10 protein-coding genes and 2 pseudogenes are annotated in these 16,858 nt (G+C 51.1%); 9 read left to right on the plus strand and 3 right to left on the minus strand.

Going from position 1 to position 16,858, the window contains the following annotated elements:
* Nucleotides 1-169 precede the first annotated feature (169 nt).
* Both curA and mcbR read left to right on the plus strand, forming a co-directional pair.
* Nucleotides 170-1,207: an NADPH-dependent curcumin/dihydrocurcumin reductase gene (gene curA, locus ACJHXA_RS21255; RefSeq protein ID WP_000531452.1), complete on the plus strand. Its 1,038-nt coding sequence runs from the start codon at nt 170-172 to the stop codon at nt 1,205-1,207.
* Nucleotides 1,208-1,404: 197 nt separating this feature from the next.
* On the plus strand, nt 1,405-2,070 hold the full coding sequence (gene mcbR / locus ACJHXA_RS21260) for a colanic acid/biofilm transcriptional regulator McbR (protein ID WP_001296777.1): 666 nt from the start codon (nt 1,405-1,407) through the stop codon (nt 2,068-2,070).
* A gap of 35 nt (nt 2,071-2,105) precedes the next feature.
* On the opposite strand, the gene pqqU is transcribed toward mcbR, so the two are convergent.
* Nucleotides 2,106-4,208, minus strand: coding sequence for a TonB-dependent receptor PqqU (gene pqqU / locus ACJHXA_RS21265; protein WP_000689355.1), 2,103 nt, complete (start codon nt 4,206-4,208; stop codon nt 2,106-2,108).
* A gap of 241 nt (nt 4,209-4,449) precedes the next feature.
* Here pqqU and ACJHXA_RS21270 point away from each other — a divergent pair, with 241 nt between their 5' ends.
* A complete protein-coding gene (locus ACJHXA_RS21270) occupies nt 4,450-5,511 on the plus strand; it encodes a YncE family protein (RefSeq protein ID WP_000550663.1) in 1,062 nt (353 codons plus the stop codon).
* A gap of 114 nt (nt 5,512-5,625) precedes the next feature.
* Here ACJHXA_RS21270 and ansP read toward each other — a convergent pair whose 3' ends face one another.
* A complete protein-coding gene (gene ansP, locus ACJHXA_RS21275; protein WP_001295649.1) occupies nt 5,626-7,125 on the minus strand; it encodes an L-asparagine permease in 1,500 nt (499 codons plus the stop codon).
* Between the two features lie 265 nt (nt 7,126-7,390).
* Here ansP and ACJHXA_RS21280 point away from each other — a divergent pair, with 265 nt between their 5' ends.
* From ACJHXA_RS21280 to ACJHXA_RS21300, 5 genes and pseudogenes are all read left to right on the plus strand, one after another.
* Entirely contained in the window at nt 7,391-8,008 is a 618-nt protein-coding gene (locus ACJHXA_RS21280) for a glutathione S-transferase family protein (RefSeq protein WP_000598855.1), read from the plus strand.
* 75 nt (nt 8,009-8,083) lie between these two features.
* The gene (locus tag ACJHXA_RS21285; protein ID WP_000882235.1) at nt 8,084-8,296 is read left to right on the plus strand and encodes a YncH family protein; all 213 of its coding nucleotides are present in this window, start codon (nt 8,084-8,086) and stop codon (nt 8,294-8,296) included.
* Between the two features lie 820 nt (nt 8,297-9,116).
* Nucleotides 9,117-11,224: pseudogene (locus ACJHXA_RS21290) on the plus strand (type VI secretion system tip protein VgrG).
* A gap of 66 nt (nt 11,225-11,290) precedes the next feature.
* Nucleotides 11,291-15,499 carry an RHS element core protein gene (locus ACJHXA_RS21295; RefSeq protein ID WP_000014879.1) on the plus strand — a complete coding sequence of 1,403 codons (4,209 nt, stop codon included), beginning with the start codon at nt 11,291-11,293 and terminating at the stop codon, nt 15,497-15,499.
* 11 nt (nt 15,500-15,510) lie between these two features.
* Complete coding sequence (locus ACJHXA_RS21300; RefSeq protein WP_000759875.1) at nt 15,511-15,906, plus strand: RHS element protein dsORF-e4; 396 nt, start codon at nt 15,511-15,513, stop codon at nt 15,904-15,906.
* Nucleotides 15,907-15,927: 21 nt separating this feature from the next.
* On the opposite strand, the pseudogene ACJHXA_RS21305 reads toward ACJHXA_RS21300, so the two are convergent.
* Nucleotides 15,928-16,026 (minus strand): annotated as a pseudogene (locus tag ACJHXA_RS21305) (IS1 family transposase); the annotation flags it as partial.
* A 387-nt stretch (nt 16,027-16,413) separates the two neighbouring features.
* On the opposite strand from ACJHXA_RS21305, the gene ACJHXA_RS21310 reads away from it, so the two are divergent.
* On the plus strand, nt 16,414-16,858 hold a 445-nt coding region (locus ACJHXA_RS21310; protein ID WP_072165898.1), incomplete at its 3' end, for an ISAs1 family transposase.

The following is a 16,858-nucleotide window of genomic DNA, read 5'->3' on the forward strand; positions in this document are numbered from 1 at the left end:
ATAAAATAATGATGATGATGTTATCAATACTATCGAAAACAGCCCGAAGCAACGGATTCCTCGATGAAATTATTGCGTGTTGCAGAGGGGATGTGACGGCTGCAAACAAAACTAATCCCGTGAGCCTGCTACTATTGATGGATTCATGCCAAAAGCACAGGAGAGCATTATGGGGCAACAAAAGCAGCGTAATCGACGTTGGGTTCTGGCCTCGCGTCCACATGGCGCACCGGTTCCGGAGAATTTCCGTCTTGAAGAAGATGATGTCGCCACACCGGGTGAAGGACAGGTGTTACTGCGCACAGTTTATTTGTCCCTGGACCCGTATATGCGTGGACGTATGAGCGATGAGCCATCTTATTCACCGCCTGTTGATATTGGCGGCGTGATGGTCGGCGGCACGGTGAGCCGTGTTGTGGAGTCGAATCATCCTGATTATCAGCCTGGCGACTGGGTGCTGGGCTACAGTGGATGGCAGGACTATGACATATCCAGTGGTGATGATCTGGTGAAACTTGGCGATCATCCGCAAAATCCATCGTGGTCGCTGGGTGTGCTGGGGATGCCAGGCTTTACCGCTTATATGGGGCTGCTGGATATCGGTCAGCCTAAAGAGGGCGAAACGTTGGTGGTAGCTGCGGCGACAGGTCCTGTGGGAGCAACGGTGGGGCAAATCGGCAAACTTAAAGGTTGCAGGGTGGTGGGGGTTGCCGGTGGCGCGGAAAAATGCCGCCATGCTATCGAGGTGCTGGGCTTCGATGTTTGTCTTGATCACCACGCGGATGATTTTGCCGAACAACTGGTGAAAGCGTGCCCAAAAGGTATTGATATCTATTATGAAAACGTGGGCGGTAAGGTATTTGATGCAGTGCTACCATTACTTAATACATCTGCGCGCATTCCCGTTTGTGGCTTAGTGAGCAGCTATAACGCTACAGAGCTACCACCCGGTCCGGATCGTTTACCCCTGTTGATGGCAACGGTGCTGAAAAAACGTATTCGCTTGCAAGGGTTTATTATCGCTCAGGATTATGGTCACCGCATCCATGAGTTTCAGAAGGAGATGGGGCAATGGGTGAAAGAGGATAAAATCCACTACCACGAAGATATTACTGATGGTTTAGAGAATGCGCCACAGACGTTTATCGGCCTGCTGAAGGGTAAAAACTTCGGCAAAGTGGTGATCCGCGTCGCGGGTGATGATTAAAGTTTCAACGGCGGCGTAAGCCGCCATAAAAATCCAGGCAAAAAGCTTATTTTCAGCTTTAATTAACTAACCACGTCATTGTTCTGCTGCTAATAACAACAAAGGTGGGTGGTTTATGATTATTCACTTTAATACACCAGGTGAACTCCTTCTGCCGTGCAGGCAGGGTTGGACAGAAAACACGCGAAGGAATTAAAATGCCTGGAATGGGAAAAATGAAACATGTCAGTTTGACTCTGCAGGTTGAGAACGACCTGAAACATCAGCTTAGTATTGGCGCATTAAAACCTGGCGCACGCCTGATTACTAAAAATCTGGCGGAGCAATTAGGTATGAGTATTACACCTGTGCGTGAAGCATTATTACGTCTGGTTTCGGTGAATGCGCTTTCTGTCGCACCTGCACAAGCATTTACAGTTCCGGAAGTGAGGAAACGTCAATTAGACGAAATCAATCGGATCCGCTACGAACTGGAATTAATGGCAGTTGCTCTGGCTGTTGAAAACCTCACCCCGCAAGACCTGGCGGAACTCCAGGAATTGCTCGAGAAATTACAGCAGGCGCAAGAAAAGGGCGACATGGAACAAATCATTAATGTAAACAGGCTATTTCGCTTAGCGATTTATCATCGCTCAAATATGCCCATCCTGTGTGAGATGATTGAGCAACTGTGGGTCAGGATGGGGCCTGGTTTACATTATCTCTATGAAGCGATTAATCCAGCGGAATTACGGGAGCATATAGAAAACTATCATCTGTTACTCGCTGCGTTAAAAGCAAAAGACAAAGAGGGATGCAGACATTGTCTTGCTGAAATTATGCAACAAAATATTGCTATTTTATACCAGCAATACAATCGTTAAAGTAAATGCCCGGCAAATACCGGGCATCAAGGTAATTACTCAAATCTCCACGCAATATTCATGCCGACACCATAATTTCGTCCGGGCGAAGGTTCGTAATATCGCCCGTTTGACTCATTGACAATGACAGAACCAACGTATTCTTTATCGAATAAATTATCGACACGACCAAATAAATCCACAGTTAAATTGTGGTAATTGTATTTATACCCGGTGAATAAGCCGACGAGAGTATAAGACGGCGCTTTTGCCGTATTTTCATCATCTGCCATAATATCGCCCATATAACGCGCTTCCGTGCCTGCATACCAACCATCTTCCGGTACATAACCTATCGACGCAAAGCCCATATTACGGGCGATCCCTGGCATCCGATTACCGTTACAATCCTGTTCATTGCAAACATTGCTGCGATAGGTCGCATCAAGCCAGGTCCAGGACGCGTTTACGCGAAAATCTCCTGCGAAACGTTGATCCCATGCCAGTTCAGCGCCTTGACGACGGGTCTTTCCGGCATTTTTGTAAGTCGTACGCCCACCGCTACTGCTATCGACAACAATTTCATCATCAGTGTCGGTCTGAAACAATGCGAGACTAAGCAGCCCATCACCAATACGCGTTTTACTGCCGATCTCAATTGTATCGTTGGTGGATGGTTTTAAACCAAAGTTCATACCGCTTTGCCCATCAGCACGATAAGACAGCTCATTAATCGTCGGCGTTTCAAAACCTCGCCCGGCTGCCAGATAGATATTCCAGGCATCGGTCATTGCATATTTTAACGAACCGGCAGGTAGCCATTTATGATAACTGGCATCACCGCTGTCATCGCCGTTACCCGGAGTAACGTAATGGTCGTTGGAATCAAACCACACGGAGCTGTAGCGCACGCCAGCATCCAGCGACAGTTTTTCGCTCAGCTGCCACTGCGTCTGTAAATAGGGATCGATGTTCCACATCAGATTGCGTTCGTCGCGACGCAACTCACCTTTTTGCCCGTACTCCGGCATGCCGCTATTCAGGCGGAAGTTATTGTAGCCCTTGCGGTTTTCACTCATGTTTTCGTAGTTCAGGCCGGTAGTGAACGTGACCGGAACGCCCAGTTCACCACGGTGTGTCCAGCGGCTGTCTATCCCCTGGTAATGGCGTTGCAGGGTAATCACGCCGCCCGCATGTGACGGGTTAAGTTGGGGGGCCATCGGGATTGACTGGTACTGGGTCGTTTCTCGCTCTCCGGCATACATCATCACACTCATATCATCTTGCGCGCTCAGGCTACGCTCATAGCGCAACCCAGCCTGAGTTTGCTTGATGGTTTTTCGCGTGTCGTACTGTTCTGCACGAGGCGCTTGTTGTGGATTAGCCTTCCATTCTGCTTTGGTTAGCCCACCTGGGTCATCTGCTTTGATATCCACACTATTGAAAATCAGACTTAATTTGCTGGCTTCATCAATGCGTACGCCCAGTTTGGCATTAGCTAAATTTTTCTGTGCGCCACTATGGTCACGATAGCCGTGGGTCGTAAAACGCGTGGTTGAGACGGTGTAATCGACATCGCCAGGCTGTGTGCCGTCTCCCGTTGCGCCCGTTGCTTTCAGCCCATAGCGCCAGCTGCCAAAACTGCCGTAGTAACTACTGGCTTCAATGGTTGGTGGCTGTTGTCCGGTCTGGGTGGTGACATTCATTACCCCACCAGACGCGTTGCCATACAGGGCAGAGAAGGGGCCACGCAGCACTTCCACATTTTGCACACTGCTTAAATCGATGTTGGATGTTTGCCCTTGCCCGTCGGGCATGGTGGCGGGAATACCGTCCACATACAGGCGAATACCGCGAATACCGTAAGTGGAGCGGGAGCCAAATCCGCGAATCGACAGCTGTAAATCTTGCGCATAGTTCTGCCGGTTTTGTACCTGCAAACCAGGCACGCCGGTCAGTGATTCGGACAAGTTAATGCGCGGTGTTGCCAGGCGCATCTCCTCGCCATCCACCACGCTTACTGCTGCTGGGGTATCCAGTTCTGAAACCACCTGCGGTGCGGCACTGACAATCATAGTCTGTTCATCAGCGGCAAAAACAACGGGGGAAAGGACAAGCAGTGCGGGCAAAACGGTCTGTCGGACGGAAAAAATCTTCATGAAAAAAGCCAGGTTAAGAATGGGAAAACGCCGTTATGGTAATGAAATTGTAAATTTATGGAAAACGAAACGGCACGATACGTTAAGTAATTGAGAAAATTGTAGTCGTAACGGCAAGAAATGCTCCACATTTGAGAAAATAATGATTACCATTCCCATTTATAACAAGAGCGTAACGATGATTACGCTTAGCGAAGCATTGTGAAGCAGCAAAAATATCGGTTCATCAAAGGGAGTCGTCATGCATTTACGTCATCTGTTTTCATCGCGCCTGCGTGGTTCATTACTGTTAGGTTCATTGCTTGTTGCTTCATCATTCAGTACGCAGGCCGCAGAAGAAATGCTGCGTAAAGCGGTAGGTAAAGGTGCCTACGAAATGGCTTATAGCCAGCAAGAAAACGCACTGTGGCTCGCCACTTCGCAAAGCCGCAAACTGGATAAAGGTGGCGTGGTTTATCGTCTTGATCCGGTCACTCTGGAAGTGACGCAGGCGATCCATAACGATCTCAAGCCGTTTGGTGCCACCATCAATAACACGACTCAGACGTTGTGGTTTGGTAACACCGTAAACAGCGCGGTCACGGCGATAGATGCCAAAACGGGCGAGGTGAAAGGCCGTCTGGTGCTGGATGATCGTAAGCGCACGGAAGAGGTGCGCCCGCTGCAACCGCGTGAGCTGGTAGCTGATGATGCCTCGAACACCGTTTACATCAGTGGTATTGGTAAAGAGAGCGTGATTTGGGTCGTTGATGGCGAGAATATCAAACTGAAAACCGCCATCCAGAACACCGGTAAAATGAGTACCGGTCTGGCGCTGGATAGCAAAGGCAAACGTCTTTACACCACTAACGCTGACGGCGAATTGATTACCATCGACACCGCCGACAATAAAATCCTCAGCCGTAAAAAGCTGCTGGATGACGGCAAAGAGCACTTCTTTATCAACATTAGCCTTGATACCGCCAGGCAGCGTGCATTTATCACCGATTCTAAAGCCGCAGAAGTGTTAGTGGTCGATACCCGTAATGGCAATATTCTGGCGAAGGTTGCGGCACCAGAATCACTGGCTGTGCTGTTTAACCCAGCGCGTAATGAAGCCTACGTAACGCATCGTCAGGCAGGTAAAGTCAGTGTGATTGACGCGAAAAGCTATAAAGTGGTGAAAACGTTCGATACGCCGACTCATCCAAACAGCCTGGCGCTGTCTGCCGATGGCAAAACGCTGTATGTCAGTGTGAAACAAAAATCCACTAAACAGCAGGAAGCTACCCAGCCGGACGATGTGATTCGTATTGCGCTGTAATAGATGTGGCGAGGGTGAAAACGGAGAGACTTGCCTGACTTTTATTACGCCGCATGCGGCACACCTTCGTCAGTAATCTAAATTTGCCCGGCACGTAGCCGGGCAATTTTGCAATTAGCTCGCCGTTTCAGGCTTAAACACAATTTCCTGTTTTTCTTCATCTTCCTCGACGACTGGCGCAGTGCTGTGAATTTCAGCAACGCGTTTGCGCACACCAAACCAGCCTATAACCAGCAGAATACCGATAATCGGCAGCGCCGCGATAGTATAAGTCCCGTTCGGGTAATCGAACGCCATCAGCACCAGGACACTCAGTAAAAACAGTAATGTCAGCCAGGAAGTGAAGGGCGCGCCAGGCAGTTTAAAACTGACATCCGCTGCTTTGCCTTGTTTAATTGCTTTACGCAGGCGCATCTGGCACACGATGATAAACGCCCATGAAGCGATGATTCCCAGCGACGCGAAGTTCAACACAATCTCAAATACGCGCGACGGCACCAGATAGTTGAGGAATACGCCGACGACATACACAACTAGTGTCGCCAGAATCCCGGCATACGGCACATGCTGACGACTCATTTTCGCCATAAAACTCGGTGCGGAACCGCCCATCGCCATTGAGCGCAGAATACGTCCGGTGCAGTACAGACCTGAGTTCAGGCTGGAGAGGGCAGCGGTCAGCACCACAATGTTCATAATGCTGCCGATATATGGCACACCCAGTTTAGAGAAAAACGTCACGAACGGACTTTGCCCCGCCTGATACGCGCTCCACGGCAATAGCATAACCAGCAACACCACGGAGCCGACGTAAAACAGGCCAATACGCCAAATCACGCTGTTAATCGCTTTAGGCACCATGGTCTGCGGATCTTTACATTCTCCGGCAGCTGTACCCACCATTTCAATGGAGGCAAAAGCAAACACTACGCCCTGAATCAACACCAGAGCAGGCAGCAAACCGTGGGGGAAGAAGCCGCCATTATCGGTAATTAAATGAAAGCCAGTGGTGTTGCCATCCAGCGGCTGACCACTACCGAGGAACACTGTACCCACGACCAAAAAGGTCACAATGGCGAGCACTTTAATAAGCGCAAACCAGAACTCCATCTCCGCAAACCATTTCACACCGATCATATTCATGGTGCCAACGATGGTAAGTGCAGCGAGCGCAAAGACCCACTGCGGCACGCCGCCAAACGCACCCCAGTAATGCATATACAGAGCGACGGCGGTAATATCAACAATCCCCGTCATCGCCCAGTTGATGAAGTACATCCAGCCAGCAACATAAGCGGCTTTCTCACCCAAAAACTCACGGGCATAAGAGACAAAACTGCCACTGGAAGGGCGGTGTAGCACCAGCTCACCCAATGCACGCAGAATAAAAAACGAAAACAAGCCACAAATTAAATAAACCAGTGCCAATGCTGGACCCGCCATTTGCAGTCGGGCTCCTGCACCTAAAAACAAGCCGGTGCCAATCGCGCCGCCAATGGCGATCATCTGTACCTGGCGATTGCCCATCGCTTTGTGATACCCCTCTTCGTGGGCATTAAGCCAGCGGCGTTTCGCGGCGTGTTGATCTGAAGTGTCGGTGTCGTGTTTACTCATTGCTCTCCCTGATTGCTTTAATGAAAAAGTCATATAAGTTGCCATGAACAATGTTTATTCATCCTGGCGATGATAGTTATCACCATTATTCTTTATGGGTATAAAACTATCGGCGCAGCATCCTACCCGTTATCGATAAACGATGCAAAACATCCCCTTACAATCCTGAAGGGGAATAATACAACTGACGAAAAAATGACAAATCTTTTTGCTGGTTAACCTGTGTACTGTCCTACACTTAATCTTTAAAAGATTGTGAGGGCATATGATTAAGGTGTATGGCGTACCCGGATGGGGCTCTACAATCAGTGAGCTGATGCTAACACTGGCTGATATTCCTTATCAGTTCGTTGATGTCAGTGGTTTTGACCACGAGGGAGCTTCACGCGAGTTATTGAAAACCCTGAACCCGTTGTGTCAGGTTCCGACACTGGCGCTGGAAAATGACGAGATTATGACGGAGACAGCGGCGATTGCATTTATGGTTCTCGATCGTCGCCCGGACCTTGCGCCACCGGTTGGGCGCGCCGAACGTCAGCAGTTTCAACGGCTATTGGTCTGGCTGGTTGCTAATGTCTATCCAACATTCACTTTCGCCGATTACCCTGAGCGTTGGGCATCTGACGCACCTGAACAGTTAAAGAAGAATGTAATTGAATATCGCAAATCACTTTATATCTGGCTGAATTCACAATTGACCGCTGAACCTTATGCCTTTGGTGAGCAACTAACGCTGGTGGACTGTTATCTCTGCACCATGCGCACATGGGGGCCGGGGCATGAATGGTTTCAGGATAATGCGCAGAATATCAGCGCGATCGCTGATGCTGTATGTCAGTTACCGAAATTACAAGAAGTATTAAAAAGGAATGAAATTATTTGAGTGGGATACCAGAGGATTATGTTATTTATTATTCAGTAACTTTATCCACAATGATGGGCGTAATTAATTAAATTCATGTTATGTTTTTTGATTTATATCACTCTCCCCTTCATTCAGCTTGTCTATTTCATTTCCTCTGAAAAGAAACTAACTATTCACATTGTGCAGATGTTTCACTTGTTATCACAGGTATTCTATAATCTCAAAAAGTTTTTAATGATGGATATGCTCGGAGTTGGAGATGCAATTAATATTAATACAAATAAAAATATCCGGCAGGTATGCTAAAAGGATAAATGGCGTTCTCTGTATTTATTCGCAATTATCTGTAGGACAAATATGGAGAGCTTGATGAGTCAGAGCTAAAACAGCAATTGATAAATAAACATGTTGATTTATTCAAGAAAATGGATGTATTTTAAATATTGATTCTTAATATAACCTAATCAATAGATTATCACGTGAGAGCTGCACATTATTGGCGGGGCCGGGGAAAACATCATTTTGGGAACAATGAATCAGGTACTCTTACCACTGAAGCAAGATCATCCGGGCACCTGGTGGTGGTGCAGTGCTTTGGAAATGGTCCCCTCGGGGGAATTGTCATTATTTTCTATGCTATTTACTTATGATATTCATCAGGTGAATTTAATAAATTCCTAATTTGAAATATCCACTATTAAGCCAGTGTTTAACGACGTTAAGATGGCAATGTGCAGATCATGTTATCAGGGTGGGGCGGTAGCGTATATTCCTAATACAAATCATCATTCATTTCAATGATTGTTATTGAATTATTTATTGTTGTGAATAAAAAGACATTATGAATATTGGTTTGACTTTGCATATCAGGTTTTTTATTACTCGCTGTAATGTACGAGCCTGTCGTGAATAACGTCGAGAACCCATCCGTTGCGTTTGTGATTATTTTGTTGACTAAACAGACACCCGTTTCTCTGAAGTAAAATCCCAGACTAAATCATCACATAACCATGACATTTTTCTGATATTCCCCGGTAACGCCAGATGTCGACTCGCTTATCTCATCCGCCCGACATGTTGTACATGCAATATGTGCGGATTATTATTCATTTTCACGGAGGTTGCTATGTCAACCGGATTACGTTTCACACTTGAAGTGGACGGCCTGCCACCGGACGCGTTTGCGGTGGTTTCCTTTCATCTCACCCAGTCACTCTCTTCACTTTTTTCCCTCGACCTTTCTCTGGTCAGTCAGCAGTTTCTTTCCCTTGAATTTGCGCAGGTGCTGGACAAAATGGCCTACCTGACGGTATGGCAGGGCGATGACGTACAGCGCCGGGTGAAAGGTGTGGTGACCTGGTTTGAACTGGGGGAGAACGACAAAAACCAGATGCTGTACAGCATGAAGGTGTGCCCGCCGCTGTGGCGCACAGGGCTGCGCCAGAACTTCCGTATCTTCCAGAATGAGGACATCGAAAGCATCCTCGCTACGATCCTGAAGGAAAACGGTGTGACCGAGTGGAGTCCGCTGTTCAGCGAGCCGCATCCTTCCCGTGAGTTTTGTGTCCAGTACGGCGAAACCGATTACGATTTCCTGTGCCGGATGGCGGCGGAGGAAGGCATCTTCTTTTATGAGGAGCACGCGCAAAAAGTACCGACCAGAGCCTGGTCCTGTGCGACACCGTGCGTTATCTGCCGGAGTCCTTTGAGATCCCCTGGAATCCGAACACCCGTACCGAGGTGAGCACCCTCTGCATCAGCCAGTTCCGCTACAGCGCACAAATCCGCCCTTCTTCCGTGGTGACCAAGGACTACACCTTTAAACGACCCGGCTGGGCAGGGCGTTTTGATCAGGAAGGCCAGTACCAGGATTACCAGCGCACGCAGTATGAAGTGTATGACTACCCCGGACGTTTCAAGGGTGCCCACGGGCAGAACTTTGCCCGCTGGCAGATGGACGGCTGGCGAAACAATGCAGAAACCGCGCGGGGAATGAGTCGCTCGCCGGAGATATGGCCGGGACGACGAATTGTGCTGACGGGGCATCCGCAGGCGAACCTGAACCGGGAATGGCAGGTGGTGGCAAGTGAACTGCACGGCGAACAGCCACAGGCGGTGCCAGGACGGCAGGGAGCGGGGACGGCGCTGGAGAACCATTTTGCGGTGATCCCGGCAGACAGAACATGGCGACCACAGCCGTTGCTGAAACCGCTGGTCGACGGCCCGCAGAGCGCTGTCGTGACAGGACCGGCAGGCGAGGAAATCTTCTGCGACGAACATGGTCGCGTGCGGGTGAAGTTCAACTGGGACCGTTATAACCCGGCAGACCAAGACAGTTCGTGCTGGATCCGTGTGGCACAGGCGTGGGCAGGCACCGGTTTTGGCCACCTGGCGATACCGCGTGTGGGTCAGGAGGTGATTGTGGACTTCCTCAACGGCGATCCGGACCAGCCGATTATTATGGGGCGTACCTACCACCAGGAAAACCGCACACCCGGCAGCCTGCCGGGGACGAAGACGCAGATGACCATTCGTTCGAAAACCTATAAGGGCAGCGGGTTTAATGAACTGAAGTTTGACGATGCGACAGGGAAAGAACAGGTCTACATCCACGCGCAGAAGAACATGAACACCGAGGTGCTGAATAACCGCACCACGGATGTGATAAACAACCATGCTGAGACCATTGGCAACAATCAGATGATTGCGGTTACCAACAATCAGATACAGACGGTGGGCGTTAACCAGATAGAGACGGTGGGCAGTAACCAGATCATTAACGTGGGTTCTGTTCAGGTGGAAACGATTGGACTTGTTCGTGCGCTGACCGTGGGCGTGGCGTACCAGACGACGGTAGGTGGCATTATGAACACTTCGGTGGCTCTGATGCAGTCCTCGCAGATCGGTTTGCATAAATCGTTGAGGGTCGGGCTGGGTTATGACGTCAAAGTCGGAAATAACGTTACCTTCACCGTTGGTAAAACGAAAAAGGATGATACCGGGCAGACCGCGATTTACTCCGCCGGTGAGCATCTGGAGCTCTGCTGTGGTAAGGCAAGGCTGGTGCTGACGAAGGACGGACAAATTTTTCTCAACGGCACAAAAATTCATTTGCAGGGTAAGGAGCAGGTTAATGGTGACTCACTGTTGATTAACTGGAACTGTGCAGCCTCGAAATCCCCACCGAAGACCCCTGATGAAAAGCAGGATACGCCGGATATGAGAGAGTACTGATCCCGTACCTGTTCGGTATTCAGTAACAAACAAGCATTAAAAATAAACAGAAGAAGGAATTGAATCATGAGCGGAAAACCAGCGGCGCGTCAGGGAGATATGACTCAGTATGGCGGTCCTATTGTCCAGGGTTCGGCAGGTGTAAGAATTGGCGCGCCCACCGGCGTGGCGTGCTCGGTGTGTCCGGGCGGGATGACTTCGGGCAACCCGGTAAATCCGCTGCTGGGGGCGAAGGTGCTGCCCGGCGAGACGGACCTTGCGCTGCCCGGCCCGCTGCCGTTCATTCTCTCCCGCACCTACAGCAGCTACCGGACCAGGACACCCGCGCCGGTGGGAGTGTTTGGCCCCGGCTGGAAAGCGCCTTCTGATATCCGCTTACAGCTACGCGATGATGCACTGGTACTCAACGACAACGGCGGGCGGAGCATTCACTTTGAGCCGCTGCTGCCGGGGGAGGCGGTGTACAGCCGCAGCGAGTCAATGTGGCTGGTGCGCGGTGGTAAGGCAGCGCAGCCGGACGGCCACACGCTGGCGTGGCTGTGGGGGGCGCTGCCGCCGGATATCCGGTTAAGCCCGCATCTTTACCTGGCGACCAACAGCGCACAGGGGCCGTGGTGGATACTGGGGTGGTCAGAGCGGGTGCCGGGTGCTGAGGACGTACTGCCAGCGCCGCTGCCGCCGTACCGGGTGCTTACCGGGCTGGCAGACCGTTTCGGGCGGACGCTGACGTACCGGCGTGAGGCCGCAGGCGACCTGGCCGGGGAAATCACCGGCGTGACGGACGGTGCCGGGCGTGAGTTCCGTCTGGTACTGACCACACAGGCACAGCGGGCGGAAGAGGCCCGCACCTCTTCGCTATCTTCTTCTGACAGTTCCCGCCCTCTCTCAGCCTCACCGTTCCCCGACACACTGCCCGGTACCGAATACGGCCCCGACAGGGGCATCCGTCTTTCGGCGGTGTGGCTGATGCACGACCCGGCATACCCGGAAAGCCTGCCCGGTGCGCCACTGGCGCGGTACACGTATACGGAAGCCGGTGAACTGCTGGCGGTATATGACCGCAGCAATACGCAGGTGCGCGCTTTCACGTATGACGCGCAGCACCCGGGCCGGATGGTGGCGCACCGTTACGCGGGAAGGCCGGAGATGCGCTACCGCTACGACGATACCGGGCGGGTGGTGGAGCAGCTGAACCCGGCAGGCCTGAGTTACCGCTACCAGTATGAGCAGGACCGCATCACCGTCACGGACAGCCTGAACCGGCGTGAGGTGCTGCATACAGAAGGCGGGGCCGGGCTGAAGCGGGTGGTGAAAAAAGAACTGGCGGACGGCAGCGTCACGCACAGCGGGTATGACGCGGCAGGAAGGCTAACGGCGCAGACGGACGCGGCGGGACGGCGGACAGAGTACGGTCTGAATGTGGTGTCCGGCGATATCACGGACATCACCACACCGGACGGGCGGGAGACGAAATTTTACTATAACGACGGGAACCAGCTGACGGCGGTGGTGTCCCCGGACGGGCTGGAGAGCCGCCGGGCATATGATGAACCGGGCAGGCTGGTATCGGAGACATCGCGCAGTGGGGACGTCATCCGGTATGCTTATGATAATCCGCACAGTGAATTACCGGCCACGACAACAGATGCGACGGGCAGCACCCGGCAGATGACCTGGAGCCGCTACGGGCAGTTGCTGGCGTTCACCGACTGCTCGGGCTACCAGACCCGATATGAATACGACCGCTTCGGCCAGATGACGGCGGTCCACCGCGAGGAAGGCATCAGCCTTTACCGCCGCTATGACAACCGTGGCCGGTTAACCTCGGTGAAAGACGCACAGGGCCGTGAAACGCGGTATGAATACAACGCCGCAGGCGACCTGACTGCCGTTATCACCCCGGACGGCAACCGGAGCGAGACACAGTACGATGCGTGGGGAAAGGCGGTCAGCACCACGCAGGGCGGGCTGACGCGCAGTATGGAGTACGATGCTGCCGGACGTGTCATCAGCCTGACCAACGAGAACGGCAGCCACAGCGTCTTCAGTTACGATGCGCTGGACCGGCTGGTACAGCAGGGCGGCTTTGACGGGCGGACGCAACGTTATCATTATGACCTGACCGGAAAACTCACACAGAGTGAGGATGAGGGGCTTGTCACCCTCTGGTACTACGATGAATCGGACCGTATCACTCACCGCACGGTGAACGGCGAACCGGCAGAGCAGTGGCAGTATGATGACCACGGCTGGCTGACAGACATCAGCCACCTGAGCGAAGGCCACCGTGTCGCTGTCCACTACGGCTACGACGATAAGGGCCGCCTGACCGGCGAACGGCAGACGGTGGAGAACCCGGAGACGGGGGAACTGCTGTGGCAGCATGAGACAACACACGCCTACAACGAACAGGGGCTGGCAAACCGCGTCACGCCGGACAGCCTGCCGCCGGTGGAGTGGCTGACCTACGGCAGCGGTTATCTGGCGGGCATGAAGCTTGGCGACACGCCGCTGCTGGAGTACACGCGCGACCGCATGCACCGGGAGACGGTGCGCAGCTTTGGCAGCATGGCAGGCAGTAATGCCGCATATAAACTGACCAGCACATACACCCCCGCAGGCCAGTTACAGAGCCAGCACCTGAACAGCCTGGTGTATGACCGTGACTACGGGTGGAATGACAACGGCGACCTGGTGCGCATCAGCGGCCCGCGACAGACGCGGGAATACGGCTACAGCGCCACGGGCAGGCTGGAGAGCGTGCGTACCCTCGCACCGGACCTGGACATCCGCATCCCGTATGCCACCGACCCGGCGGGAAACCGCCTGCCGGACCCGGAGCTGCACCCGGACAGTACCCTCACGGCGTGGCCGGATAACCGCATCGCAGAGGATGCGCACTATGTTTACCACTATGATGAATACGGCAGACTGACGGAGAAGACGGACCTTATCCCGGCGGGTGTTATCCGGACGGACGACGAGCGGACCCACCACTACCACTACGACAGCCAGCACCGTCTGGTGTTCTACACGCGGATACAGCATGGCGAGCCACTGGTCGAGAGCCGCTACCTCTACGACCCGCTGGGACGGCGAATGGCGAAACGGGTATGGCGGCGGGAGCGTGACCTGACGGGGTGGATGTCGCTGTCGCGTAAACCGGAGATGACGTGGTACGGGTGGGACGGCGACCGGCTGACGACGGTACAGACCGACACCACGCGTATCCAGACGGTATATCAGCCGGGGAGCTTCGCGCCGCTCATCCGCATCGAAACAGACAACGGCGAGCGGGAGAAAGCGCAGCGCCGCAGCCTGGCGGAGAAGCTGCAGCAGGAAGGGAGCGAGGACGGGCACGGCGTGGTATTTCCGGCTGAACTGGTGCGGCTGCTGGACAGGCTGGAGGAAGAAATCCGGGCAGACCGCGTGAGCAGTGAAAGCCGGGCGTGGCTTGCGCAGTGCGGGCTGACGGTGGAGCAACTGGCCAGACAGGTGGAGCCGGAATACACACCGGCGCGAAAAGTTCATTTTTACCACTGCGACCACCGGGGCCTGCCGCTGGCGCTCATCAGCGAAGACGGCAATACGGCGTGGCGCGGGGAGTATGATGAATGGGGCAACCAGCTTAATGAAGAGAACCCGTATTACCTGCACCAGCCATACCGTCTGCCGGGGCAGCAGCATGATGAGGAATCAGGGCTGTACTATAACCGGAACCGGTACTATGACCCGCTACAGGGGAGGTATATTACACAAGACCCCATTGGGCTGGCGGGGGGATGGAACCTGTATAATTACCCACTGAATCCGATAATAAGGATGGATCCTTTGGGTTTGTATAATTTATATCAATTATTATATGATGTTTGGCATGATGATTCATATGGAACATCATCAATTGATATTACTGGCAGTGGAGATCTAATATCATTAGGTGGTCATGCAGGACTTGGCGTTGCGTTTGCTAAAAAGAAAGGTGAAATGTTATCTGATATTTGTATTTATGCTACAGCATGCGGACATGCAGGAATTGGTGGTGGGATAAATGCGGCTATCACATATTCTGAGACCAAGTCTTTACCTACATCGGGAGTCAGCAATTCAGTAGGTGTAACGGTTGGCGGCGGAGTTGGGGGGCATTTTGCGTATACTTATGTAGTGGATGTTGATAATCCAGAATCATCGACAGAATCTGTTGGTATCGGTGCAGGTGTTGACGCTTCAGTTATGACTCTGGCTTGTAGAACGTGGCAAGAATGCTGGGTCAATTAACAGGAGGAAATATGAAAAAATATATATTTTTAGTTTTATTTTTATTGTGTGGTTGTTCTCCAGTGGACATAGAGCCAGCTAGACAAGAAGTTAATATCTTTCGTGGTTTATATCAGACAGGGAAATACAGTGATATATATAAAATCACTTCAAGTGATTTTCAGACTGCCACATCTGAAAAAAAATTTATCGACATAATGAACGAAGCAAAAGAAAAAGATCTTGGGACTTATAAAAAATCAACCCTTAAAACTGAAAAAATCACTCGCGGATTATTTTCAAACGATGAAATTACATTGATATATTTCTCAGAATATTCAAAAAGAATTGTCCAAGAGGTTTTTGTGTTTAATGTTGAAGACAAAAAAGTAAAATTAAAAGGTTATAGGTATGATTCGATTAATTAAATTTTTTGATGATGACTTCAATTAGTAGAACATGTATTTTTCGATAAAAGCACCGATGACTTTTTCATGAAGTTCTACAGAGCGCGAGAAACAGATGGTTCTGCGAGTCAGACGTTTGATTCAGGTTCTCAGGGGCAGATTCAGGGAAAGATCACAGGGAAAGATCATCGGTGTGCCGTAGGCACAAAGATGCAAAACGGGACGTTTTGCATGTAATAAGCATAAGCTTGTGAAGAGATGGTGGCAGGCCCACCGGGATCTGCTGTCGGAAGTCGGTCCCAAACAACCCCGGCTGCTGTGGTAAAGAGCCATGGTAGTGAGCGCAGGGGGAACGATCAGACGAGATCTGATCCTATGTGAGATTAGGGAAAGATCATCAAAAGTTCACTTTTTGTACTAAATAATTCGCATTTTATGTTTAAAAATTGAGATATTCCTCATTACCTGAAGCTGTTTTTTATTGCTTATACATGATCAAATACTCCTTACATAATTAAGGAGAACAAAATGGAACTTAAAAAATTGATGGAACATATTTCTATTATCCCCGATTACAGACAAGCCTGGAAAGTGGAACATAAATTATCGGATATTCTACTGTTGACTATTTGTGCCGTTATTTCTGGTGCAGAAGGCTGGGAAGATATAGAGGATTTTGGGGAAACACATCCCGACTCAACAATGCATAGTCTGGTCCTCGGACAGATCAAGACGGATGAGAAATCCAATGAGATTACAGCCATTCCTGAACTTCTTAACATGATGGATATTAAAGGAAAAATCATCACAACTGATGCGATGGGCTGCCAGAAAGATATTGCAGAAAAGATACAAAAACAGGGAGGTGATTATTTATTCGCGGTAAAAGGAAACCAGGGGCGGCTAAATAAAGCCTTTGAGGAAAAATTTCCGCTGAAAGAATTAAATAATCCAGAGCATGACAGTTACGCAA

Origin of the sequence: Escherichia sp. WS33 (assembly GCF_046486385.1) — a bacterium.
GTDB lineage: Bacteria > Pseudomonadota > Gammaproteobacteria > Enterobacterales > Enterobacteriaceae > ECMA0423.

Coding starts and splice junctions, on each gene's coding strand:
- ACJHXA_RS21295 (WP_000014879.1), top strand. CDS start 11,291: ATGAGCGGAAAACCAGCGGCGCGTCAGGGAGATATGACTCAGTATGGC.
- pqqU (WP_000689355.1), bottom strand. CDS start 4,208: ATGAAGATTTTTTCCGTCCGACAGACCGTTTTGCCCGCACTGCTTGTC.
- ACJHXA_RS21285 (WP_000882235.1), top strand. CDS start 8,084: ATGTTATGTTTTTTGATTTATATCACTCTCCCCTTCATTCAGCTTGTC.
- ACJHXA_RS21300 (WP_000759875.1), top strand. CDS start 15,511: ATGAAAAAATATATATTTTTAGTTTTATTTTTATTGTGTGGTTGTTCT.
- ansP (WP_001295649.1), bottom strand. CDS start 7,125: ATGAGTAAACACGACACCGACACTTCAGATCAACACGCCGCGAAACGC.
- curA (WP_000531452.1), top strand. CDS start 170: ATGGGGCAACAAAAGCAGCGTAATCGACGTTGGGTTCTGGCCTCGCGT.
- ACJHXA_RS21280 (WP_000598855.1), top strand. CDS start 7,391: ATGATTAAGGTGTATGGCGTACCCGGATGGGGCTCTACAATCAGTGAG.
- mcbR (WP_001296777.1), top strand. CDS start 1,405: ATGCCTGGAATGGGAAAAATGAAACATGTCAGTTTGACTCTGCAGGTT.
- ACJHXA_RS21270 (WP_000550663.1), top strand. CDS start 4,450: ATGCATTTACGTCATCTGTTTTCATCGCGCCTGCGTGGTTCATTACTG.